At 41.1% G+C, this 23,479-nt stretch carries 21 protein-coding genes, 2 tRNA genes, 3 rRNA genes and 1 other RNA gene; 22 read left to right on the top strand and 5 right to left on the bottom strand.

Annotated features, from left to right (window positions below; translation table 11 throughout):
- Window positions 1–301 precede the first annotated feature (301 nt).
- From ADH90_RS04020 to ADH90_RS03990, 7 genes are all read left to right on the top strand, one after another.
- Window positions 302–1,848, top strand: a 16S ribosomal RNA gene (locus ADH90_RS04020).
- Window positions 1,849–1,898: 50 nt separating this feature from the next.
- Window positions 1,899–1,971: transfer RNA gene (locus ADH90_RS04015), tRNA-Ala, on the top strand.
- 126 nt (window positions 1,972–2,097) lie between these two features.
- Window positions 2,098–5,000: ribosomal RNA gene (locus tag ADH90_RS04010) — 23S ribosomal RNA — on the top strand.
- Between the two features lie 77 nt (window positions 5,001–5,077).
- Window positions 5,078–5,193 (top strand): 5S ribosomal RNA (gene rrf / locus ADH90_RS04005).
- Together the 16S, 23S and 5S rRNA genes with 2 tRNA genes alongside form the textbook arrangement of a ribosomal RNA operon.
- Window positions 5,194–5,198: 5 nt before the next feature.
- Window positions 5,199–5,272 (top strand) — tRNA-Asn (locus tag ADH90_RS04000).
- A gap of 420 nt (window positions 5,273–5,692) precedes the next feature.
- Complete coding sequence (comW, locus tag ADH90_RS03995; protein WP_049530063.1) at window positions 5,693–5,929, top strand: sigma(X)-activator ComW; 237 nt, start codon at window positions 5,693–5,695, stop codon at window positions 5,927–5,929.
- A gap of 232 nt (window positions 5,930–6,161) precedes the next feature.
- Window positions 6,162–7,448: an adenylosuccinate synthase gene (locus ADH90_RS03990; RefSeq protein WP_049530064.1), complete on the top strand. Its 1,287-nt coding sequence runs from the start codon at window positions 6,162–6,164 to the stop codon at window positions 7,446–7,448.
- A gap of 445 nt (window positions 7,449–7,893) precedes the next feature.
- Here the strand turns inward: ADH90_RS03990 and ADH90_RS03985 are convergent, their stop codons facing one another.
- Window positions 7,894–8,436 (bottom strand): hypothetical protein, encoded by a 543-nt coding sequence (locus ADH90_RS03985; RefSeq protein WP_049530062.1) that lies wholly within the window; start codon window positions 8,434–8,436, stop codon window positions 7,894–7,896.
- Between the two features lie 308 nt (window positions 8,437–8,744).
- Here ADH90_RS03985 and tadA point away from each other — a divergent pair, with 308 nt between their 5' ends.
- The 11 genes from tadA (at window position 8,745) to ADH90_RS03935 (ending at window position 16,940) form a co-directional block, all read left to right on the top strand.
- Window positions 8,745–9,212: a tRNA adenosine(34) deaminase TadA gene (tadA, locus tag ADH90_RS03980; protein WP_049530061.1), complete on the top strand. Its 468-nt coding sequence runs from the start codon at window positions 8,745–8,747 to the stop codon at window positions 9,210–9,212.
- A 32-nt stretch (window positions 9,213–9,244) separates the two neighbouring features.
- An RNA gene (gene ffs, locus ADH90_RS10605) (signal recognition particle sRNA small type) lies at window positions 9,245–9,342 on the top strand.
- Window positions 9,343–9,557: 215 nt separating this feature from the next.
- Window positions 9,558–10,001 (top strand): dUTP diphosphatase, encoded by a 444-nt coding sequence (locus tag ADH90_RS03975; RefSeq protein WP_049530060.1) that lies wholly within the window; start codon window positions 9,558–9,560, stop codon window positions 9,999–10,001.
- A 1-nt stretch (window position 10,002) separates the two neighbouring features.
- The gene (locus ADH90_RS03970; protein ID WP_049530059.1) at window positions 10,003–10,542 is read left to right on the top strand and encodes a histidine phosphatase family protein; all 540 of its coding nucleotides are present in this window, start codon (window positions 10,003–10,005) and stop codon (window positions 10,540–10,542) included.
- A gap of 13 nt (window positions 10,543–10,555) precedes the next feature.
- On the top strand, window positions 10,556–11,917 hold the full coding sequence (gene radA, locus ADH90_RS03965; protein ID WP_080982619.1) for a DNA repair protein RadA: 1,362 nt from the start codon (window positions 10,556–10,558) through the stop codon (window positions 11,915–11,917).
- A gap of 71 nt (window positions 11,918–11,988) precedes the next feature.
- The gene (locus tag ADH90_RS03960; protein WP_049530057.1) at window positions 11,989–12,684 is read left to right on the top strand and encodes a TIGR00266 family protein; all 696 of its coding nucleotides are present in this window, start codon (window positions 11,989–11,991) and stop codon (window positions 12,682–12,684) included.
- Between the two features lie 148 nt (window positions 12,685–12,832).
- Complete coding sequence (locus ADH90_RS03955) at window positions 12,833–13,327, top strand: beta-class carbonic anhydrase (RefSeq protein WP_006147430.1); 495 nt, start codon at window positions 12,833–12,835, stop codon at window positions 13,325–13,327.
- 216 nt (window positions 13,328–13,543) lie between these two features.
- Complete coding sequence (locus tag ADH90_RS03950; RefSeq protein ID WP_049530056.1) at window positions 13,544–14,512, top strand: ribose-phosphate diphosphokinase; 969 nt, start codon at window positions 13,544–13,546, stop codon at window positions 14,510–14,512.
- A 300-nt stretch (window positions 14,513–14,812) separates the two neighbouring features.
- Window positions 14,813–15,454: an amylase-binding adhesin AbpA gene (gene abpA / locus ADH90_RS03945; protein WP_049530055.1), complete on the top strand. Its 642-nt coding sequence runs from the start codon at window positions 14,813–14,815 to the stop codon at window positions 15,452–15,454.
- A gap of 73 nt (window positions 15,455–15,527) precedes the next feature.
- The gene (gene srtB, locus ADH90_RS03940) at window positions 15,528–16,367 is read left to right on the top strand and encodes a class B sortase, LPKTxAVK-specific (RefSeq protein ID WP_049530054.1); all 840 of its coding nucleotides are present in this window, start codon (window positions 15,528–15,530) and stop codon (window positions 16,365–16,367) included.
- A gap of 135 nt (window positions 16,368–16,502) precedes the next feature.
- Window positions 16,503–16,940, top strand: coding sequence for a CoA-binding protein (locus ADH90_RS03935; RefSeq protein WP_049530053.1), 438 nt, complete (start codon window positions 16,503–16,505; stop codon window positions 16,938–16,940).
- Between the two features lie 183 nt (window positions 16,941–17,123).
- Here the strand turns inward: ADH90_RS03935 and ADH90_RS03930 are convergent, their stop codons facing one another.
- The 4 genes from ADH90_RS03930 to mobC all read right to left on the bottom strand — a co-directional run bounded on the left by ADH90_RS03930 (window position 17,124) and on the right by mobC (window position 19,680).
- Window positions 17,124–18,134, bottom strand: a complete 1,011-nt coding sequence (locus tag ADH90_RS03930; protein WP_049530052.1) for a YeiH family protein — start codon at window positions 18,132–18,134, stop codon at window positions 17,124–17,126.
- A gap of 462 nt (window positions 18,135–18,596) precedes the next feature.
- A complete protein-coding gene (locus tag ADH90_RS03925) occupies window positions 18,597–18,950 on the bottom strand; it encodes a type II toxin-antitoxin system RelE/ParE family toxin (protein WP_049530051.1) in 354 nt (117 codons plus the stop codon).
- Window positions 18,940–19,224 (bottom strand): type II toxin-antitoxin system RelB/DinJ family antitoxin, encoded by a 285-nt coding sequence (locus tag ADH90_RS03920; RefSeq protein ID WP_049504562.1) that lies wholly within the window; start codon window positions 19,222–19,224, stop codon window positions 18,940–18,942. The genes ADH90_RS03925 and ADH90_RS03920 overlap by 11 nt, the downstream gene beginning before the upstream one ends.
- A 345-nt stretch (window positions 19,225–19,569) precedes the next feature.
- Window positions 19,570–19,680 (bottom strand): plasmid mobilization relaxosome protein MobC, encoded by a 111-nt coding sequence (gene mobC, locus ADH90_RS11560; protein WP_239681984.1) that lies wholly within the window; start codon window positions 19,678–19,680, stop codon window positions 19,570–19,572.
- Window positions 19,681–19,915: 235 nt separating this feature from the next.
- On the opposite strand from mobC, the gene ADH90_RS03915 reads away from it, so the two are divergent.
- From ADH90_RS03915 to ADH90_RS03900, 4 genes are read left to right on the top strand one after another with little or no spacing between them, the layout of a single operon-like run.
- Window positions 19,916–21,085: a pyridoxal phosphate-dependent aminotransferase gene (locus ADH90_RS03915; protein WP_049530050.1), complete on the top strand. Its 1,170-nt coding sequence runs from the start codon at window positions 19,916–19,918 to the stop codon at window positions 21,083–21,085.
- Window positions 21,082–21,852: a DNA repair protein RecO gene (recO, locus tag ADH90_RS03910; RefSeq protein WP_049530049.1), complete on the top strand. Its 771-nt coding sequence runs from the start codon at window positions 21,082–21,084 to the stop codon at window positions 21,850–21,852. Before ADH90_RS03915 ends, recO begins: the two co-directional genes overlap by 4 nt.
- Window positions 21,849–22,841, top strand: a complete 993-nt coding sequence (plsX, locus tag ADH90_RS03905) for a phosphate acyltransferase PlsX (RefSeq protein ID WP_049530048.1) — start codon at window positions 21,849–21,851, stop codon at window positions 22,839–22,841. Before recO ends, plsX begins: the two co-directional genes overlap by 4 nt.
- A 5-nt stretch (window positions 22,842–22,846) precedes the next feature.
- Entirely contained in the window at window positions 22,847–23,083 is a 237-nt protein-coding gene (locus ADH90_RS03900; RefSeq protein WP_049504569.1) for an acyl carrier protein, read from the top strand.
- The last annotated feature ends 396 nt before the right edge of the window (window positions 23,084–23,479 follow it).

Below are 23,479 nucleotides of genomic sequence, written 5' to 3'. Positions count from 1 at the left end.
AGGGGTTAAGACACCGCCTTTTCACGGCGGTAACACGGGTTCGAATCCCGTACGGACTATGGTATGTTACAGATGAAACACTAGATGAAAAAAATTAAAAAAAGTTTCAAAAAAGTGTTGACAAGCGAAAGCGGCTGTGATATACTAATATAGTTGTCACTTGAGAGAAGTGAGTGACAAAGACCTTTGAAAACTGAACAAGACGAACCAATGTGCAGGGCACTACAACTGAAGTTGTAGTACTGAACAATGAAAAAAACAATAAATCTGTCAGTGACAGAAATGAGTGAGAACTCAAACTTTTAATGAGAGTTTGATCCTGGCTCAGGACGAACGCTGGCGGCGTGCCTAATACATGCAAGTAGAACGCTGAAGGAGGAGCTTGCTTCTCCGGATGAGTTGCGAACGGGTGAGTAACGCGTAGGTAACCTGCCTGGTAGCGGGGGATAACTATTGGAAACGATAGCTAATACCGCATAACAGTAGATATTGCATGATATCTGCTTGAAAGGTGCAAATGCATCACTACCAGATGGACCTGCGTTGTATTAGCTAGTTGGTGAAGTAACGGCTCACCAAGGCGACGATACATAGCCGACCTGAGAGGGTGATCGGCCACACTGGGACTGAGACACGGCCCAGACTCCTACGGGAGGCAGCAGTAGGGAATCTTCGGCAATGGACGGAAGTCTGACCGAGCAACGCCGCGTGAGTGAAGAAGGTTTTCGGATCGTAAAGCTCTGTTGTAAGAGAAGAACGAGTGTGAGAGTGGAAAGTTCACACTGTGACGGTATCTTACCAGAAAGGGACGGCTAACTACGTGCCAGCAGCCGCGGTAATACGTAGGTCCCGAGCGTTGTCCGGATTTATTGGGCGTAAAGCGAGCGCAGGCGGTTAGATAAGTCTGAAGTTAAAGGCTGTGGCTTAACCATAGTACGCTTTGGAAACTGTTTAACTTGAGTGCAAGAGGGGAGAGTGGAATTCCATGTGTAGCGGTGAAATGCGTAGATATATGGAGGAACACCGGTGGCGAAAGCGGCTCTCTGGCTTGTAACTGACGCTGAGGCTCGAAAGCGTGGGGAGCAAACAGGATTAGATACCCTGGTAGTCCACGCCGTAAACGATGAGTGCTAGGTGTTAGACCCTTTCCGGGGTTTAGTGCCGTAGCTAACGCATTAAGCACTCCGCCTGGGGAGTACGACCGCAAGGTTGAAACTCAAAGGAATTGACGGGGGCCCGCACAAGCGGTGGAGCATGTGGTTTAATTCGAAGCAACGCGAAGAACCTTACCAGGTCTTGACATCCCTCTGACCGCTCTAGAGATAGAGTTTTCCTTCGGGACAGAGGTGACAGGTGGTGCATGGTTGTCGTCAGCTCGTGTCGTGAGATGTTGGGTTAAGTCCCGCAACGAGCGCAACCCCTATTGTTAGTTGCCATCATTCAGTTGGGCACTCTAGCGAGACTGCCGGTAATAAACCGGAGGAAGGTGGGGATGACGTCAAATCATCATGCCCCTTATGACCTGGGCTACACACGTGCTACAATGGCTGGTACAACGAGTCGCAAGTCGGTGACGACAAGCTAATCTCTTAAAGCCAGTCTCAGTTCGGATTGTAGGCTGCAACTCGCCTACATGAAGTCGGAATCGCTAGTAATCGCGGATCAGCACGCCGCGGTGAATACGTTCCCGGGCCTTGTACACACCGCCCGTCACACCACGAGAGTTTGTAACACCCGAAGTCGGTGAGGTAACCTTATAGGAGCCAGCCGCCTAAGGTGGGATAGATGATTGGGGTGAAGTCGTAACAAGGTAGCCGTATCGGAAGGTGCGGCTGGATCACCTCCTTTCTAAGGATAAGGAATGCACATTGGTCTTGTTTAGTCTTGAGAGGTCTTGTGGGGCCTTAGCTCAGCTGGGAGAGCGCCTGCTTTGCACGCAGGAGGTCAGCGGTTCGATCCCGCTAGGCTCCATTGGTGAGAGATCACCAAGTAATGCACATTGAAAATTGAATATCTATATCAAATAGTAACAAGAAAATAAACCGAAAACGCTGTAGTATTAATAAAGAGTTTATGACTGAAAGGTCAAAAAAATAAGGTTAAGTTAATAAGGGCGCACGGTGGATGCCTTGGCACTAGGAGCCGAAGAAGGACGTGACAAACGACGATATGCCTTGGGTAGCTGTAAGTAAGCGATGATCCAGGGATTTCCGAATGGGGGAACCCAACAGGTACTACCTGTTACCCATATCTGTTAAGGATATGAGGAGGAAGACGCAGTGAACTGAAACATCTAAGTAGCTGCAGGAAGAGAAAGCAAAAGCGATTGCCTTAGTAGCGGCGAGCGAAACGGCAGAAGGGCAAACCGAAGAGTTTACTCTTCGGGGTTGTAGGACTGCAATGTGGACTCAAAGATTATAGGAGAATGATTTGGGAAGATCAGCCAAAGAGAGTGAAAGCCTCGTATTCAAAATAGTCTTTGTACCTAGCAGTATCCTGAGTACGGCGGGACACGTGAAATCCCGTCGGAATCTGGGAGGACCATCTCCCAACCCTAAATACTCCCTAGTGACCGATAGTGAACCAGTACCGTGAGGGAAAGGTGAAAAGCACCCCGGGAGGGGAGTGAAATAGAACCTGAAACCGTGTGCCTACAACAAGTTCGAGCCCGTTAATGGGTGAGAGCGTGCCTTTTGTAGAATGAACCGGCGAGTTACGATATGATGCGAGGTTAAGTTGAAGAGACGGAGCCGTAGGGAAACCGAGTCTGAAAAGGGCGCTTTAGTATTATGTCGTAGACCCGAAACCATGTGACCTACCCATGAGCAGGTTGAAGGTGCGGTAAGACGCACTGGAGGACCGAACCAGGGCACGTTGAAAAGTGCTTGGATGACTTGTGGGTAGCGGAGAAATTCCAAACGAACTTGGAGATAGCTGGTTCTCTCCGAAATAGCTTTAGGGCTAGCGTCGACATTAGAGATTCTTGGAGGTAGAGCACTGTTTGGGTGAGGGGTCCATCCCGGATTACCAATCTCAGATAAACTCCGAATGCCAATGAATTATGGTCGGCAGTCAGACTGCGAGTGCTAAGATCCGTAGTCGAAAGGGAAACAGCCCAGACCACCAGCTAAGGTCCCAAAATAATTGTTAAGTGGAAAAGGATGTGGGGTTGCACAGACAACTAGGATGTTAGCTTAGAAGCAGCTATTCATTCAAAGAGTGCGTAATAGCTCACTAGTCGAGTGACCCTGCGCCGAAAATGTACCGGGGCTAAAACAATTTACCGAAGCTGTGGATACCTTTATAGGTATGGTAGGAGAGCGTTCTATGTGTGGTGAAGGTGTACCGTGAGGAGCGCTGGAACGCATAGAAGTGAGAATGCCGGTATGAGTAGCGAAAGACAGGTGAGAATCCTGTCCACCGTAAGACTAAGGTTTCCAGGGGAAGGCTCGTCCGCCCTGGGTTAGTCGGGACCTAAGGAGAGACCGAAAGGTGTATCCGATGGACAACAGGTTGATATTCCTGTACTAGAGTATGTAGTGATGGAGGGACGCAGTAGGCTAACTAAAGCAGACGATTGGAAGTGTCTGTCTAAGCAGTGAGGTGTGAATTGAGTTAAATGCTTAGTTCTATAACATTGAGCTGTGATGGGGAGCGAAGTTTAGTAGCGAAGTTAGTGACGTCACACTGCCAAGAAAAGCTTCTAGCGTTTAAACATACTCTACCCGTACCGCAAACCGACACAGGTAGTCGAGGCGAGTAGCCTCAGGTGAGCGAGAGAACTCTCGTTAAGGAACTCGGCAAAATGACCCCGTAACTTCGGGAGAAGGGGTGCTGACATATGTCAGCCGCAGTGAATAGGCCCAAGCAACTGTTTATCAAAAACACAGCTCTCTGCTAAATCGTAAGATGATGTATAGGGGGTGACGCCTGCCCGGTGCTGGAAGGTTAAGAGGAGTGCTTAGAGGTAACTCGAAGGTATGAATTGAAGCCCCAGTAAACGGCGGCCGTAACTATAACGGTCCTAAGGTAGCGAAATTCCTTGTCGGGTAAGTTCCGACCCGCACGAAAGGCGTAATGATTTGGGCACTGTCTCAACGAGAGACTCGGTGAAATTTTAGTACCTGTGAAGATGCAGGTTACCCGCGACAGGACGGAAAGACCCCATGGAGCTTTACTGCAGTTTGATATTGAGTGTCTGTACCACATGTACAGGATAGGTAGGAGTCTAAGAGATCGGGACGCCAGTTTCGAAGGAGACGCTGTTGGGATACTACCCTTGTGTTATGGCCACTCTAACCCAGATAGGTGATCCCTATCGGAGACAGTGTCTGACGGGCAGTTTGACTGGGGCGGTCGCCTCCTAAAAGGTAACGGAGGCGCCCAAAGGTTCCCTCAGAATGGTTGGAAATCATTCGCAGAGTGTAAAGGTATAAGGGAGCTTGACTGCGAGAGCAACAACTCGAGCAGGGACGAAAGTCGGGCTTAGTGATCCGGTGGTTCCGTATGGAAGGGCCATCGCTCAACGGATAAAAGCTACCCTGGGGATAACAGGCTTATCTCCCCCAAGAGTTCACATCGACGGGGAGGTTTGGCACCTCGATGTCGGCTCGTCGCATCCTGGGGCTGTAGTCGGTCCCAAGGGTTGGGCTGTTCGCCCATTAAAGCGGCACGCGAGCTGGGTTCAGAACGTCGTGAGACAGTTCGGTCCCTATCCGTCGCGGGCGTAGGAAATTTGAGAGGATCTGCTCCTAGTACGAGAGGACCAGAGTGGACTTACCGCTGGTGTACCAGTTGTCTTGCCAAAGGCATCGCTGGGTAGCTATGTAGGGAAGGGATAAACGCTGAAAGCATCTAAGTGTGAAACCCACCTCAAGATGAGATTTCCCATGATTATATATCAGTAAGAGCCCTGAGAGATGATCAGGTAGATAGGTTAGAAGTGGAAGTGTGGCGACACATGTAGCGGACTAATACTAATAGCTCGAGGACTTATCCAAAGTAACTGAGAATACGAAGTGTTAAGGTTTTCTTGAGATTTGATAGATATTCAATTTTGAGTAGGTATTACTCAAAGTTAAGTGACGATAGCCTAGGAGATACACCTGTACCCATGCCGAACACAGAAGTTAAGCCCTAGAACGCCGGAAGTAGTTGGGGGTTGCCCCCTGTGAGATAAGGAAGTCGCTTAGCTTTAATCCGCCATAGCTCAGTTGGTAGTAGCGCATGACTGTTAATCATGATGTCGTAGGTTCGAGTCCTACTGGCGGAGTATGTAGACGTTCCAAGGGACGTCTTTTTTTATATTTCAGGGGTCATCTTGATTATTTTTTATTTAGCTCTTTATTAATATTTAATATCTTTTATAAGTTTGTTAGATTTGAATGTTTCATTTTAAGTATTTTTAATAGGTCTTATAAGTAATTCTTTAATGGATTTTGAGGTGTTGTAATCATTGTTCAGATAAGTTTTTTTTATTATAAAGTAGACTACCATAATTCCTACAGTGATTTCTTTTCATTATAGAAATTTTAGATCTTTTTTTGAAATGTAGGATTGTTGACCTGAACTGTTAATTTTTTTATCTGTTATTTATTTGGATATTCATTATAGTACATGATAGAAGTATCTTCCCAGGTTCTTCTATTTTTTTGTTATACTCATTTTATCAATAGAAATGGAGTCAAATAAAATGATTGAACAGATTTATGAACAATATCTTGATTTTTATGATGTTATTGAAAAGGAATATAGTTATTTAGTAGATAATGATTTAGAATGGGAAGTTTTTCATCTTCGATTTTTACTCTATTATTTAGTTCGGTACAAGCTTGATATTATGCATCCTTTATTTTCTTACCACTATAGAGCTTGCTACCGTTTGTACATTGAACAGTTATTGATTTCAAATGATTGGGTTGGGAGATAATTTATAAATTCCATATTTCCGAACGATTTCATAGTTTTTTTCTTTTCAAAATATAAATTTACAATATTTTTTTAATATTAATTTTCTAGTTTTCTCTAGTTCCCTAATGTTTCTGGTCTTTGGTCTTGAAAAAATTGAGAATCTTTATTATAATAAATTGTAAGATATAATTGTAGGTGAGATTCCTGCCATGTATGTGAGAAAGGAAGAGCCTAAGGGCTCAGACAAGATTATGACTTCAGTTGTTGTTGTAGGTACCCAGTGGGGTGATGAAGGTAAAGGGAAGATTACAGACTTCCTTTCAGCTAATGCAGAAGTGATTGCGCGTTACCAAGGTGGTGATAATGCTGGTCACACAATTGTGATTGATGGAAAGAAATTTAAGTTGCACTTGATTCCTTCTGGAATTTTCTTCCCTGAAAAAATTTCTGTCATTGGGAATGGGATGGTTGTAAATCCTAAGTCACTTGTGAAAGAGTTGAGCTATCTTCATGATGAAGGTGTTACAACAGATAATCTACGTATTTCTGATCGTGCGCATGTTATTTTGCCGTACCACATCGAGTTAGACCGTCTGCAAGAAGAAGCTAAGGGTGAAAATAAGATTGGTACTACTATCAAGGGTATCGGACCAGCTTATATGGATAAGGCTGCTCGTGTTGGAATCCGTATTGCGGATCTTTTAGATAAAGATATTTTCCGTGAGCGATTAGAACGTAACCTTGCTGAGAAGAATCGTTTGTTTGAAAAATTGTACGATAGTAACCCTATTTCAATTGATGATATTTTTGAAGAATATTATGAGTATGGTCAACAAATTAAGCAATATGTCACAGATACTTCGGTTATTTTAAATGATGCGCTTGATAATGGCAAACGTGTCCTATTTGAAGGTGCCCAAGGTGTCATGCTAGATATTGACCAAGGTACTTATCCATTTGTTACGTCATCAAACCCTGTTGCAGGTGGTGTGACGATCGGTTCAGGTGTTGGTCCAAGCAAGATTGACAAGGTTGTAGGTGTATGTAAGGCCTATACAAGTCGTGTAGGAGATGGTCCTTTCCCAACTGAGTTGTTTGATGAAGTGGGAGAACGCATTCGTGAAGTAGGTCATGAGTATGGTACGACAACAGGTCGTCCACGTCGTGTAGGTTGGTTTGACTCAGTGGTTATGCGTCATAGTCGCCGTGTTTCTGGAATTACGAATCTTTCTTTGAACTCTATCGACGTTTTGAGTGGTTTAGATACTGTGAAAATCTGTGTAGCTTATGATCTTGATGGTCAACGCATTGACTACTATCCAGCTAGTCTTGAACAATTGAAACGTTGTAAACCTATTTATGAAGAATTACCTGGTTGGTCAGAAGATATAACTGGAGTACGTACTTTGGAAGATCTTCCTGAAAATGCACGTAACTATGTTCGTCGTGTTAGCGAATTGGTTGGCGTTCGTATCTCTACTTTCTCAGTAGGTCCTGATCGTGAACAAACAAATATTTTAGAAAGTGTTTGGTCATAAGAGATTTTTTAAGATTTGTTTAAGATAGTTCAGCTATACTATAGACAGTTACAAGAAGACCTCCTAACTTGTTGTAACAAATATCCTAAACTTTTCTTTTTCATAATAATCTCCCTATAAAGTCACCGCATTCGGTGGCTTTTTTTTCAGTTGAAGAAAAAACAGTGGGCATTAAGTCTCTAGATTAAGTCTTGATTTGGTAGCCCCAGATCTACGAGTTTTCAACATTTTGGTACATTAGTTAAGGTTGTGAATGGAGAAAAGAAGTTTTGGTAAAAGGAGCTTTTTGAATTCTAAAATACCAACAAATCGTTTAATTGGCTAACACATCAAAGGCTTATAACTAAGCAAAAATGAGGTTGGGATTTTTGATCCCAGCCTCATCAGTGAACTATTTTCTTGAGAATTTGTAAGTTAGACAAACTTGAATTTTTTCTGAATCAGCTTACTTGATAAATTGATTGCCTGATTTATCACTTTGAAATAGCTTCATTTCATTCATAAAAGCATCTGCCTTTAGTTTATTTGTGATGATACTGACACTTGTTAGCTTATTTATTTTTTTCTCATGTGATGCCACACAAATAGGATTTTTAATTTTGATGGTTATCTTTACACAGTTAAAGGGACGCCTTTTAATGGTTAGTTGTTCAATATCTTGAAGTTTAAATTGATAATGTAATACGCTGTGGCCTCTATTGCTATAGGTATAATACTGAACAATATTGTTTTTATAAACTTCTAATTTTACTCCATTTATGAAAAGAGAATAGCCCAAAAACCATATAAGGAGGGGAGCATAAATTAGCACTATCGCCATAACAATCTTGTATGAAAAATCAGTATTATAAGCCATCAGGTACTTTAGAATCCAGAGAATCATAACAGATAAAGATATTATGGATGGCCCTCCTACTCTATTAAATGTATCTTTGTAAGGAGACATCAATATAAGTTTTGATTCATCCTGTAAACATTCTAATTGCATTAGTTATCCTTTCATCTTGTTTGTTATTTAAATCTCAGGATAATCATCTCTTGGAGACTTATAGTTAAAAATGTTTCAATAGATTTGGACATTCAGTATCAATTATCTCTATTACTTTCAGTTCATGATTTCTGATGTTTCTCTCAATTTTGCTACTATTATACTTTATTTAAAACTTTATTTCTACAATCCAGAGATAGATTACTATCTATAGAAAAGTTAGTTACTGCAAATATTACAGAGCTCTTTTTTTGTCTAGGAAAACATGCTATAATGATAGAATTGATAGGCGAGAAAAGAGAGAAGCTATGGATTATACAGTTGAAGAAAAAGAAGCATTTATGAGAGAGGCCTTAAAGGAGGCGAAGATTGCTTTAGAGCATGATGAAATCCCAATTGGTTGTGTAATTGTAAAGGATGGAGAAATCATTGGTCGGGGGCACAATGCGCGTGAGGAGTTGCAACGTGCGGTTATGCATGCGGAGATTATGGCCATAGAGAATGCTAATGTAAGGGAAGAGAGCTGGCGTTTGTTGGATTGCACACTTTTTGTGACTATAGAGCCTTGTGTGATGTGTAGCGGGGCGATTGGGCTAGCTCGCATCCCAAAGGTGGTCTATGGAGCTAAAAACCAGAAATTTGGTGCAGCTGGAAGTCTGTACGATATCTTGACAGACGAGCGTCTTAATCATCGTGTAGATGTTGAAACAGGGATTTTAGAGAGTGAATGTGCAGGCATTATGCAGGAATTTTTCAGAAATCGACGGAAAAAATAATTTCTCTTTTAAAATCTTGAGGAATGTGGTATAATAACTAATGGAGCAACAGTTCTGCGTGAAGCGGGTCAGGGGAGGAATCCAGCAGCCCTAAGCGATGTGAATTGTGTGCTCTTTTTTTGTACTTTAAAGAAAATAGTTTAAGTATGGCGAAATAGGAATGAGTTTGTTAATGAGAGGGAAAATAAGGGACATTTGAAATATCTTTAAATTTTTTTGTATGATTTTATTGTTTGCTTTTTGATAGGACACTTTTCTTTATTTTATATAGAAGATTTTTCGTGCTTTTTTCGAATAAATAAGATAAAATAGCCTAGAATAAATGATAATAGAAAAGAGAAGATTATGAAAATTCGTGGTTTTGAACTAGTTTCTAGTTTTACAGATGAGAGTTTGCTACCGAAGCGTGAGACAGCGCATGCGGCTGGGTACGACTTAAAGGTTGCGGAGCGTACAGTCATTGCACCAGGAGAAATCGTTCTCGTCCCAACTGGGGTCAAGGCCTATATGCAGCCGACAGAGGTTCTCTACCTCTATGATCGTTCTTCAAACCCTCGTAAAAAAGGTTTGGTCTTGATTAACTCTGTGGGTGTCATTGACGGAGACTATTATGGCAATCCAGGGAATGAGGGACATATCTTTGCACAGATGAAGAATATCACAGATCAAGAAGTTGTTCTTGAAGTTGGGGAACGTGTAGTTCAGGCTGTCTTTGCACCTTTCTTGATTGCAGATGGAGACGAGGCAGACGGAGTTCGTACTGGTGGATTTGGATCGACCGGGCACTAAGATGAAGATTATCTTTGTACGTCACGGGGAACCAGATTATAGTATGCTTGATAAACTTGAAAATCCGCGACTCTATAGTGGTTTTGGTCGTGATTTAGCACCATTGACAGGAAAAGGTCGCAGTCTGGCAAAAGAAGTTGCTAAAACTGCATGTTTTGGAAAGGCAGAGATTATTATTTCATCGTCTGTGACGAGGGCTTTAGAAACAGCACATTATATAGCGGTTGAAACAGGATTGGACTTATTTGTGGAGCCGTTTTTTCATGAGTGGCGTCCAGACTTAGATGGCACTAACTCTGATTTAACTAGTGTATTGGTAGCTCATGAATATTATCTCAAACATCAAGGAGGTTTATCTGAAGATTCTCCTTATCGCTATGAAACTGATCTAGAGATGCGTCATCGTTTTTTAAGTGCTTTGGAAAAATATAAAAATTATAAAACTATTATCATTGTAACTCACGGAATGCTCATGCGCCAATTTGTACCAGACGAGAAGATTGATTTTTGCCAAGTGATTGAGTGTGAGATAGAGATTTAGAAAGAGGTTTATTATCGCAAAGAAAAAGGCGACATTTGTGTGTCAAAATTGTGGGTATAATTCCCCTAAATATCTGGGACGTTGTCCAAACTGTGGGTCTTGGTCTTCCTTTGTAGAAGAGGTTGAGGTTGCCGAGGTCAAAAATGCGCGTGTGTCCTTGACAGGGGAGAAAACCAAGCCCATGAAACTGGCTGAAGTGACCTCCATCAATGTCAATCGAACAAAGACTGAAATGGAGGAGTTCAACCGTGTACTCGGTGGGGGTGTGGTACCAGGAAGTCTTGTACTCATTGGTGGGGATCCAGGGATTGGGAAATCAACCCTGCTCTTACAAGTCTCAACCCAGCTGTCTCAAGTGGGGACAGTTCTCTATGTCAGTGGTGAGGAGTCTGCCCAGCAAATCAAACTCCGTGCAGAGCGTTTAGGTGATATTGATAGCGAGTTTTATCTCTATGCAGAGACCAATATGCAGAGCGTACGGGCAGAAATAGAGAGAATTCAGCCAGATTTTCTCATCATCGACTCTATCCAGACCATCATGTCTCCTGAGATTTCTGGAGTTCAAGGTTCTGTGTCTCAGGTGCGTGAGGTGACTGCAGAACTCATGCAGCTGGCCAAAACCAATAACATTGCCATCTTTATTGTAGGGCATGTGACCAAGGAAGGAACCTTGGCGGGTCCTCGTATGTTGGAGCATATGGTGGATACGGTGCTTTACTTTGAAGGGGAACGCCACCATACCTTCCGTATCTTGAGAGCAGTCAAAAATCGTTTTGGCTCGACAAATGAAATTGGGATTTTTGAGATGCAATCAGGTGGCTTGGTTGAGGTGCTCAATCCGAGTCAAGTTTTCCTAGAAGAACGTTTAGATGGAGCAACTGGTTCGTCCATCGTGGTGACCATGGAAGGAACCCGTCCTATTCTTGCGGAGGTTCAGGCCTTGGTAACACCGACTATGTTTGGGAATGCCAAGCGGACTACAACAGGTCTTGACTTCAATCGCGCTAGCTTGATTATGGCTGTTTTGGAGAAACGGGCAGGTTTGCTTCTCCAAAATCAGGATGCCTATCTCAAATCTGCTGGTGGTGTCAAATTGGATGAGCCTGCTATTGATTTGGCAGTTGCGGTTGCTATAGCTTCGAGCTATAAGGACAAGCCAACCAATCCTCAGGAATGTTTTGTAGGAGAATTAGGTTTGACTGGAGAAATTCGGCGTGTAAATCGTATCGAGCAACGCATCAATGAAGCAGCAAAACTTGGATTTACAAAAATCTATGTACCGAAAAATTCCTTGACAGGAATCAAACCACCTAAGGAAATTCAGGTGATTGGAGTGACGACTATCGGAGAAGTCTTGAAAAAAGTATTTGCCTAATAGTCTTACTCAGTTTTAGATTGCAAAACACTTTATAGCTAATATTTATTAAAAACAAGGAGGAATTTCTGATGAAATTTTCTATGGATAGTCAAATGCAATTTCCTTTGGTAGAGTTATCGCTCAACCAAGGAGAAACAGTCTTTATTCAGCGCGGTAGCATGGTTTACCACACACCTAATGTCAGCCTCAATACCCAACTTAATGCGAGTGGTTCTGGTTTGGGGCGTTTTGTCAAAGCTGTGGGACGCTCTATGGTTTCTGGTGAAAGTACCTTCATTACTCAAGCTATTGCAGAGTCTGACAACGGACATCTTGCTTTAGCACCAGATACTCCTGGTCAAGTGATTGCTCTTGAGCTAGGTGAAAAGCAGTATCGATTGAATGATGGGGCTTTTCTGGCTCTTGATGGGACGGCTTCCTATACTATGGAGAGTCAGTCTATTGGGAAAGCTCTGTTCGGAGGGCAAGGCGGTCTCTTTGTAATGACCACCCAAGGCCAGGGAACTCTCTTGGCCAATGCTTTTGGGTCTATCAAGAAAATTGAGCTACAAAACCAAGAAATAACCATCGACAATGCCCATGTGGTAGCTTGGAGTCAATCTTTGGACTATCATATCCACTTAGAAAATGGCTTCTGGCAGTCTATTGGTACAGGCGAAGGAGTGGTGAATACCTTCCGAGGTACCGGTGAGGTCTATGTACAAAGTCTCAATCTTCAAAGCTTTGCAGGCTCTCTTAACAAGTATATTCAAAAAGGTTCATAATAATAAAAAAACTAGGGCAGAAACCCAAGCTAGAAGCTGGATGTCTCTGTCCTGGTTTTTTAATAGGGAGGTTGACAGCTGACAAATACTCTTAAAAATGATAAGATAGGAGAAATATTTGATTATCAAATTTTTAAAGGGGGAAATCGTGTCGTATTTTGAACAGTTTATGCAAGCCAACCAGGCTTATGTTGCCCTGCATGGGCAGTTAAATCTGCCAATCAAGCCGAAAACAAGAGTAGCCATTGTGACTTGTATGGACTCACGTCTGCACGTTGCACAAGCTTTGGGGTTAGCACTTGGAGATGCTCACATTTTACGGAATGCAGGCGGTCGAGTGACAGACGATATGATTCGCTCACTCGTGATTTCTCAGCAACAAATGGGAACAAGAGAGATAGTGGTTCTTCACCATACAGACTGTGGTGCACAGACTTTTCAAAACGAAGAGTTTCAAGAACATTTAAAAACTGAATTAGGGGTTGATGTCTCGGGTCAAGATTTTCTCCCTTTTCAAGACGTTGAGGAGAGTGTTCGTGAGGATATGCAGTTACTTCGAGAATGCCCATTGATTCCAGATGATGTGGTTATTTCAGGGGCTGTTTATGATGTGGATACAGGCAGTATGAGAGAGGTATACTAACTTTTCCTTTGTGAGTTCCTATCTTCCTATGAGATAGAATGTCTAAGTTATCACATTTCAGCTTGAATATAAGGAATATAAATGAGCACAAGACAAGGGGATAAATGTCCATTCTTGTCTTATTTTTTATTGAAAAATCAAGAAAAAAGCGCTACAATGGTAGTTGGAAAAATGTTGTGAAAAAACACAAGTGATACATAAATACTGGAGGAAATCATGTCTTTTTCTGATTTAAAGCTGTTTGCCCTTTCTTCAAATAGAGAATTGGCAAAGCGTGTGGCGCAAGAGATTGGGATAGAGTTGGGAAAATCGACTGTACGTCAATTTTCAGATGGAGAAATTCAAGTTAATATCGAAGAATCGATCCGTGGAAAACACGTCTTTATCCTACAATCAACTAGCTCACCTGTAAATGACAATCTGCTAGAAATTTTGATTATGGTAGATGCTTTGAAACGCGCCAGTGCAGAATCTGTCAACGTTGTTATGCCTTACTATGGCTATGCACGTCAGGATAGAAAAGCGAGAGCGCGTGAGCCAATCACTTCAAAACTTGTGGCAAATATGCTAGAAGTGGCTGGAGTGGATCGTTTGTTGACGATTGACTTGCATGCTGCACAGATTCAGGGATTCTTTGATATTCCTGTCGATCACTTGATGGGTGCTCCTTTGATTGCAGACTACTTTGAGCGTCGTGGCATGGTTGGTTCTGACTATGTGGTTGTCAGTCCGGACCATGGTGGGGTGACTCGTGCTCGTAAATTGGCAGAGTTTTTGAAAACTCCGATTGCCATTATTGATAAACGTCGTAGCGTGGACAAGATGAATACCAGTGAAGTGATGAACATCATTGGTAAGGTAGAAGGCAAGACTTGTATCTTGATTGACGATATGATCGATACAGCTGGAACTATTTGCCATGCGGCGGATGCTCTTGCAGAAGCTGGTGCTGTCGAAGTTTACGCAAGCTGTACGCACCCAGTTCTTTCAGGGCCTGCTATGGATAATATCCAAAAATCAGCTATTAAAAAATTAGTTGTTTTGGATACTATCTACCTACCAGAAGAGCGTTTAATTGATAAGATTGAGCAAATCTCTATTGCACATCTCTTGGCAGATGCTATCATCCGTATCCATGAAAAACGTCCTCTATCTCCATTATTTAGTATTGAGAAAAAAATCTAACGAATTCGTTGGATCAGACAAAACTCCTAACAAAGTGATAGGCCTTGTTGGGAGTTTTCTTAATTAGATCAGAAAAATGTGAAAATTTCACTAATTGTTCGTTTTTTAGTCCATTTTTTTCCTTAATTCTTCGAGAATATTGCTTGTTTTTTAAGAATATAATAAATTTTACTCGTTTTTTACCAGAAATTTTAAAAATACTTTAAGAAATAGCTTGACAACTCTAATATATGTGATATAATTTGAGTTAATAAGGATTATCCTTATAATTAAAATTAAACTTAAAGAGGAGATAAAACAATGAAAAAAGTTTTATTGGCATCAGTAGCAGCTCTTGCAGTATTCTCAGCAGCAGCTCCAGTTTTTGCACAAGGAGAAAACCCAGCTTCTTCTAACCAATTGATCCAAAAGAAATATGTTTCTGAACGTGATATTGCAGATCAAGCTTATGCATACGTAGAAGCTCACCCAGAAGATATCGCAGCAGCTGTTGAAAAAGAACCTTCAGTGATTGCAGCTCGTGCAGAACTTGCTAAAGCTCAAGCAATCGTTGGTCACACTCATGAAAAAGCTGTAGCAACTGCTAAAGCTAACCTTGATGAAGTTTTGGCTGACGCAACAAATTCACAACGTAACCGTGCAATCCAATACTTGCAAGAAACATACCGTAACGCAGCTAAAGCTCAAGGTAACTACTGGAACGACCCAACTGGTGTTGAAGATAACAAACCTAACCCAACTCGTATCGCTGAAGACCAAGCTAACCAAACAGGTAAAGCTGCATCTGCTGACCAAGCACCAGCTGATCAAGCAGCACAACCAGAACCTGGTAAACCAGGTGCTGTAGACCAAGCTAAAAAAGCAGACGATGCTGCTAAAAAAGCAGGCGCAAATGCTAAAGCAGGTCAAAAAGCTCTTCCAAAAACACACGCTGCTAAATAATTTTATTTAAAAAGTAGCCAATCACTGAAACTTGGTTTCAGTGATTTTTTTGGTAAAAAATGAGGAGGAAAAGATGAGTAGACGTTCTACGACAAAGAAATCACCAATTACTAAAATAATTGCTTCAATCGTTGCAGTAGCTATCGTTGCTTTGGGAGGCTTCTTTATCTATAAAAGCTTCCTAGCTCCAAGTGGAGATAAGCTAAATGATGCAAAGGTTACTCAGGAAGCTCCAAAGCAAACTTATACTACTAGTGAGGAAGAAAAGGAATATCTTGCTAATAAGTTTAAAGGATTGCTCGCAACAAACTCTGAGACGGTTGGTTACGTATATATTCCTGGTACCCAGTTAGATGAACCAGTTGTTCAAACAACGGATAATGCGACTTATTTAGATAAGCGCTTTGATGGCGTTAATGAGCCTTTAATGGGTACAGTCTTTATGGATGCTGATAACAAGAAGGACTTTAGTGATCGATTGACTTGGTTATTTGGTCACGCTCGTGGTAGTAAAGTGCCTGACCACCGCATGTTTAAAGATGTGAATTACTTCAGTCGCCAGGAATATTTTGATGAACACCCTTATGTTGTCATTGAAACTCCAGAGAGAAAGTATTATTATGAAGCTGTTGCTATGATTATTGTTCCAGAAGAAACAGCTTTTTACCGTACTTCTTTTGATGATGATGCGGATTTTGAGAAACAGCTAAATATTATTTATGATACTGCAGAGGTTAAGAAACCAAATGTTAAGGTATCAGCTAAGGATAAATATCTTGTTCTTTCTACTTGTCGTGAAGAAGATGATACGATTCGTGCCAATCTCTACCTTCGACAAATTCCTGACTCAGAGATGAGTGACTTTGTCAAACAACATGGAGAAAGCCTTCAGTATAAACCAACAAGAGAATAATCTTTAAATAAAATTTTTATGAATCCTCCTCAAATTAAATGAAATTGTTTAATTTTGGGAGGATTTTTTGATTTTATAGTAAATTTCTGCAAACCCTTTCAAAATATGCTATACTGATGAAAAAGGAGGGTTTTTATGACTCAAGAATTTATCAATCCAAGTGATGGCGTGATCCGTCAGTATCTAGAAACCAGTAAAACTCTAGCAGTAGTGGGCTTGTCTGACCGTGAGGAAACAACTAGCAATCGAGTGACAAAGGAAATGCAGGCTCGTGGCTATAAAATCATACCAGTAAACCCTAAGGCTGCAGGTGGGGAAATCTTGGGAGAAAAGGCTTATGCTAGTCTGGCTGAGATTCCTTTCCCTGTAGATATCGTTAATGTCTATCGTCGTAGTGAGTTTCTACCAGATGTGGCACGAGATTTTCTCAAGGCTGATGCTAAGATTTTCTGGGCGCAACTAGGACTTGAAAGTCTAGAAGCGGAAGAAATCTTGCGTTCTGGAGGTTGCGATGATATCGTGATGAACCGTTGTATTAAGAGAGAACATACACGCTTAATTCTTGAACAATAAAAGAGGCTGGGACAAAAGTCCTAGCCTCTCAATTGTCTTTGGATTGTCGAGTAAGACGCAGTGATTGAGTGGGCTCTACTAAGCTGATTTCATCAGCTTTTACAGCCCTACTCAACTGTGCGGAGGTGGGATGACGAAATCGAATTCTAACGAATTACCGATTTCTGTCCCACTCTCTTTGTCTTAGAAAATACCGATGAGCATTTGCATACCAAGGCTGGTTAGAATGATAGCAATCCAGCAGAGAGCTCCAAGCAGAATGGATTTACCGCTGGACTTAATCATAGCAATGAGATTGGTTTTGAGGCCGATAGCGCTCATGGCCATGATGATGAGGAATTTAGATAGTTGCTTGAGAGGTGCAAAGAAGTTATTGCTGACACCGAAAGAAGTGAGAATGGTGGTTAGCAGAGAAGCTAGGATGAAGTAGAGAATGAAAACAGGGAAGATTTTTTTAAGTTTTACCCCTTGGTTGTTTCCTTGTTGACGACTTTGCCAGTAAGAGAGGAAGAGAGTGATAGGGATAATAGCTAGAGTACGGGTCAATTTGACAATAGTGGCAGACTCAAGAGTGTTTGTATTGTATAGACTATCCCAGGCACTAGCAGTGGCTGTTACAGAGGAAGTATCGTTGACCGCAGTTCCTGCAAAGAGGGAGAAACCTTCGTTTGATAGATGAAGCCAGGTTCCTAGGGTTGGAAAGATAAGTGCGGCCAAGACATTGAAGAAAAAGATAACAGAAATGGCTTGTGCGACTTCTTTTTCCTTGGCATGGATGACAGGAGCAGTCGCTGCAATGGCAGAACCGCCACAGATAGAGGAACCAACACCGATCAAGGTAGCTAGCTTTGTATCTAGGTCAAAAAAGCGCTGGAAAAGATAGGCAACAATCAAGGCTATAGAAATGGTGGATAGAATGACAGGGAGCGAAGATTTTCCTACTGCAAAAACTTGAGAGATATTGAGTCCAAACCCAAGCAAGATAACAGCATACTGAAGCAGTTTTTTGGAGCTATAAGTCAAGCCGGCTTCCAGTTGTGTATAGGAAGTGAGAAATGGGTGGAGAATCATGCCAATAAAGATGGCAAAAACAGGTGCTCCCACAACAGGCAGAAAGCCTCCTAGAACCCAAGAGATGATAGAAATGATCAGACAGGCTAACAGTCCTGCCCAATTTTTTGATAGAAATGACATAAAAACCTCCGAAAATAAATACTCCTTATTATAATCTTATCTCGAAGAAAAGTAAAGTTTAATAATTATTTGACAAGTTTCTCTCATTATGTGATTAGAACTGTAACGAAGTCTTGGTAAAAACAGAAATACCAGAGCTCCACCTCTGGTATTTCTGTTTGTCTAGTCATATTAAAACTAAACTCAGGTTATATTTTTTTGTCGCACTTATCTAACCACTTTCTGACTATCCACTCAGAAATGACATTACCGATCTAGTAATCAATAATGGTGCTAGAATAGTTGTAACGAAGATTAGCAAAACCGTATTTTACAAAGGTATACTCTGTAATATTTAAATCCTTATTAAATCAACGTTTCTAAAGAAAAAGTAGCTGTAAATATTATATATACAGCGTATTGTTAAACCAAGACGGTACCAAAAATTAAGGTTTCGGAGCTTATAAAATAAAGAAAGATGTCTCAATCAGTTGAGCTTTTTTTATTACCATTTTGTAGCAAAGTGACATAGTCGCTTTTTGTGTGGAATAGGTGAGATAAAAAAACAGTGTTTCGTTTTTGGTCGATGAAGTAGAGTAAAACATACTGACCAATAATTTTTCCTCGTGTAGGGAACTTACTGTTAATCTTTACACCAATTTTTTCATCGGCGTCAAAACCAGCCTCAGGAAAGACTTCTAAACTTTTTAAGCCATCTAAAATTTTACCCACAGTATTTTTAGCAGACTGAGATGATAAAAGAACAGTAGTGATGTAATCATGAATACTGTCAATAGCTTGGCTCACTTCATCAGAAATAATTACTTTATAAGCCATAGCGTGCCCTCATACTGTCTAGGGAAGTCCCTTTTCCTGCTTCATATTCTCTTAAGGCTCGTTCGGATTGAGCTTGTAATTCCTCAATCAACTGTTCACGGTGTAAATCTTCTGCAGTCTTGATTGGCAAGTCCTGTTCGAGGACAATCTGCTCTATAAAAAGAGTGATAGCATCCGTCATGGTCATTCCTTTTTCCTTGATAATGGCTCTAGCTTGTTCCATTGCTAACTCATTGATTTTAAAATTGTATTGCTTAACAAGTGATCTAGTCATGGTATATCTCCGTTCTATATCGTGTATAGCCAGTATATATTTTTTGAACTTTTTTTGCAAGAAAAAACTCTTGAATATAATCCAAGAGTGAAACGAATAGAACCAGTGGTGGAGCGGGTTCTTTACAGCCTAAAGCTGAAAGTAGTGCCGAACCTGAAGCTGAATTATCAGTAACATTTAAGCAAACTGTTACCAGTCGCCCGACATCATCTTATCCTTAGTTATAAATTTAGGATAAATAAGAGAGAATATCAACAATAATTCTTATTACAACCAACTGTCCTGTACCTTTGTTTGATTTTCTTGTTTTTGAATAAATTGTCTGACTGTATCTTTCAAATGTTTCTACAATTCAAGAATCTGACTAAATTCATTTAGACTAGCCTGATTATCTTCGTTTACTTTTTTTGTGATCTGATTTATATTGACCCCTATCCGATTTATTTCCTTACGCAACTTCTCAATACTCGTCGAAAATCTCCTAATACGTTGTCATATTCGGCTTACCTAACTTTAGTTATGCTTTAACCTCGATTCTTAGTTTCATGAGATTTTCATTGAGTATTCTAAAAACATAGTGTTGTAATAAATTTAAATGAACATACATCAGTTGCTTATGCTAGTGTGATTTTGCGGTCAGAGAGCTTTTGTAGTATAATAGACATATGTTCTTTAAGCAAGGAGGGTATCTATGGACTTAACCAAGCGCTTTAATAAACAATTAGATAAGATTCAAGTTTCCTTGATTCGTCAGTTTGACCAGGCTATTTCAGAGATTCCTGGGGTTCTACGTCTGACATTGGGAGAGCCTGACTTCACAACTCCAGACCATGTCAAGGAGGCGGCTAAGCGAGCCATTGACCAAAATCAATCCTACTATACAGGGATGAGTGGTTTGTTGACCTTGCGCCAGGCAGCTAGTGATTTTGTAAGAGAAAAATACCAGCTAGACTATAATCCAGAGAATGAAATCTTGGTCACAATTGGTGCAACAGAGGCTCTATCAGCTACTTTGACAGCTATTTTAGAAGAGGGTGACAAGGTTCTCTTGCCAGCTCCTGCCTATCCTGGTTATGAACCAATTGTCAATCTAGTTGGTGCAGAGATTGTCGAGATTGATACGACTGAGAACGGTTTTGTCTTAACTCCTGAAATGCTGGAGAAGGCAATCTTGGAGCAGGGTGACAAGCTCAAGGCAGTTATTCTCAACTATCCAGCCAATCCTACAGGAATTACCTATAGTCGCGAACAGTTGGAGGCCTTGGCTGACGTTTTACGTAAGTATGAGATTTTCGTTGTCTGTGATGAGGTCTATTCAGAATTAACCTATACAGGGGAAAATCATGTATCGCTAGGCACTATGCTGAGAGATCAGGCTATTATCATCAACGGTCTATCCAAATCCCATGCTATGACAGGTTGGCGTTTAGGTTTTATCTTTGCTCCAGCAAATTTCACAGCCCAGTTAATCAAGAGTCATCAGTACTTGGTCACTGCCGCAAATACCATGGCTCAACATGCTGCGGTAGAAGCCTTGACGGCTGGTAAGAACGATGCAGAGCCGATGAAGAAGGAGTATACCCAACGTCGGGACTACATTATCGAGAAGATGACTGACCTTGGTTTTGAGATTATCAAACCAGATGGTGCTTTTTATATCTTTGCTAAGATTCCAACAGGCTACAATCAAGATTCCTTTGCTTTTCTAAAAGATTTTGCTCAGAAGAAGGCTGTTGCCTTTATCCCTGGTGCAGCTTTTGGTCAATATGGAGAAGGTTATGTGCGCTTGTCTTATGCAGCTAGTATGGAAACCATCAGAGAGGCTATGAAACGTCTTGAGGAGTACATGAGAAAAGCATGATTCAGTCTATTACGAGTCAGGGGTTGGTGCTCTACAATCGTAATTTTCGTGAGGATGACAAGCTAGTCAAGATTTTTACAGAGCAGGTCGGTAAGCGCATGTTTTTTGTCAAACATGCTGGTCAATCCAAACTTGCTCCAGTTATTCAACCTTTGGTGCTGGCTCGTTTTCTTTTGCGAATCAATGATGATGGGCTTAGTTATATTGAAGACTATCATGAGGTGATGACCTTTCCAAAAATCAATAGTGATCTCTTTGTCATGGCCTATGCGACCTATGTGGCAGCTCTGGCAGATGCTAGTTTGCAGGACAATCAACAGGATGCTCCCTTGTTTGCTTTTTTACAAAAGACTTTAGAGTTGATGGAAGAGGGTCTGGATTATCAAGTTTTGACCAATATTTTTGAAATTCAGATTTTGACACGTTTTGGGATCGGTCTTAACTTTAATGAGTGTGTTTTTTGCCATCGGGTGGGTCAGGCTTTTGATTTTTCTTTCAAATATGGCGCTTGCTTATGTCCTGAGCATTATCATGAGGATGAGAAACGTTGTCATCTGAATCCAAACATTCCCTATCTGCTCAATCAATTTCAAGCTATTAACTTTGAGACTTTAGAGACTATTTCTCTCAAGTCTGAAATCAAGCAAGAATTGCGTCAGTTCATGGATCAAATTTATGAAGAATACGTAGGAATTCACCTAAAATCAAAGAAATTTATTGATTCCCTAGCCGATTGGGGACAATTACTAAAAGAGGAAGACAAATGAAAAAAATCGCAGTAGATGCAATGGGTGGCGATTATGCACCTCAAGCTATTGTAGAGGGAGTCAATCAAGCCCTTGCTGACTTTTCAGATATTGAGATTCAACTTTACGGAGATGAAAGTAAAATTAAGCAATATCTAACAGCTACAGAACGCGTCAGCATTATCCATACAGATGAAAAAATTGATTCGGATGACGAGCCAACAAAAGCCATTCGTAAGAAGAAAAATGCCAGTATGGTCTTGGCGGCCAAGGCTGTCAAGGACGGTGAGGCTGATGCCGTGCTCTCTGCAGGAAATACCGGTGCTTTGCTAGCGGCAGGATTTTTCATCGTTGGTCGCATCAAGAATATTGACCGACCTGGACTTATGTCAACCTTACCAACAGTTGATGGGAAAGGTTTTGATATGCTAGACCTCGGTGCCAATGCAGAAAACACAGCCCATCACCTTCATCAATATGCCATCCTAGGTTCTTTCTACGCTAAAAATGTTCGTGGAATTGCAAAACCACGAGTTGGTTTGCTTAATAATGGGACAGAGAGCAGCAAGGGAGATCCACTCCGCAAGGAGACTTATGACTTGCTAGCAGCTGATGAGAGTTTGAACTTTGTCGGTAATGTGGAAGCGCGTGATTTGATGGAGGGTGTTGCAGATGTTGTCGTGGCAGACGGTTTCACGGGAAACGCTGTGCTAAAATCCATCGAAGGTACAGCCATGGGAATCATGGGCTTACTTAAAAATGCTATTACAGGTGGCGGTTTGCGAGCTAAATTAGGTGCTCTTCTTCTCAAGGATAGCCTTAGAGGTTTGAAAAAGCAGCTTAACTATTCAGATGTTGGGGGTGCAGTCTTGTTTGGTGTTAAGGCGCCTGTTGTCAAGACTCATGGTTCAAGTGATGCCAAGGCTGTGTACAGTACGATTCGTCAGATTCGTACCATGCTAGAAACAGACGTAGTTGCTCAAACTGCGCGTGAATTTTCAGGAGAATAATATATATGACAGAAAAAGAAATTTTTGATCGTGTCGTGACCATTATCCAAGAACGTCAAGGAGAAGACTTTGTAGTCACAGAGGCCTTGAGCTTGAAGGATGATCTGGATGCTGATTCGGTAGATTTGATGGAATTCGTACTAACTATTGAGGATGAATTTGGAATTGAAATCAGTGATGAAGAAATCGACCATCTTCAAAGTGTGGCAGATGTATTGAAAGCCATTAAAGATAAAATCTAACATATAGCAACATGCAAGTCATGTTGTTTTTTTATTTCTCGAAAAAAGATAAGATTTTAAAATTTTACAGTTGATACTCAATGAAAATCAAAGATCAAACTAGAAAGCTAGCCGCAGGCTGTACTTGAGTACGGCAAGGTGAAGCTGACGTGGTTTGAAGAGATTTTCGAAGAGTATGAGTTTACGAATAAAGAGATGAGAACAAAAAAGGAGGATTACTGATGTATGTGACAGGTCTTTATCCGTGGTTGATCAAGTGGTTTTTAAAATAAATTTGATTTAATTGTTTATTTTAAAATGATTTCTCGAATATATAAGTGAGAAGAAAAGGAAGGAGATTGCTTCATGTTTATGCCAATCATGTATCCATGGTTAATTAAGTGGTTTTTAAAATAA

This window comes from Streptococcus pseudopneumoniae, assembly GCF_001073085.1.
Taxonomy (GTDB): Bacteria; Bacillota; Bacilli; order Lactobacillales; family Streptococcaceae; genus Streptococcus; species Streptococcus pseudopneumoniae_M.
Note: the sequence above shows the minus strand (reverse complement) of the source record. Positions and strands in the feature narration are given on the sequence as shown.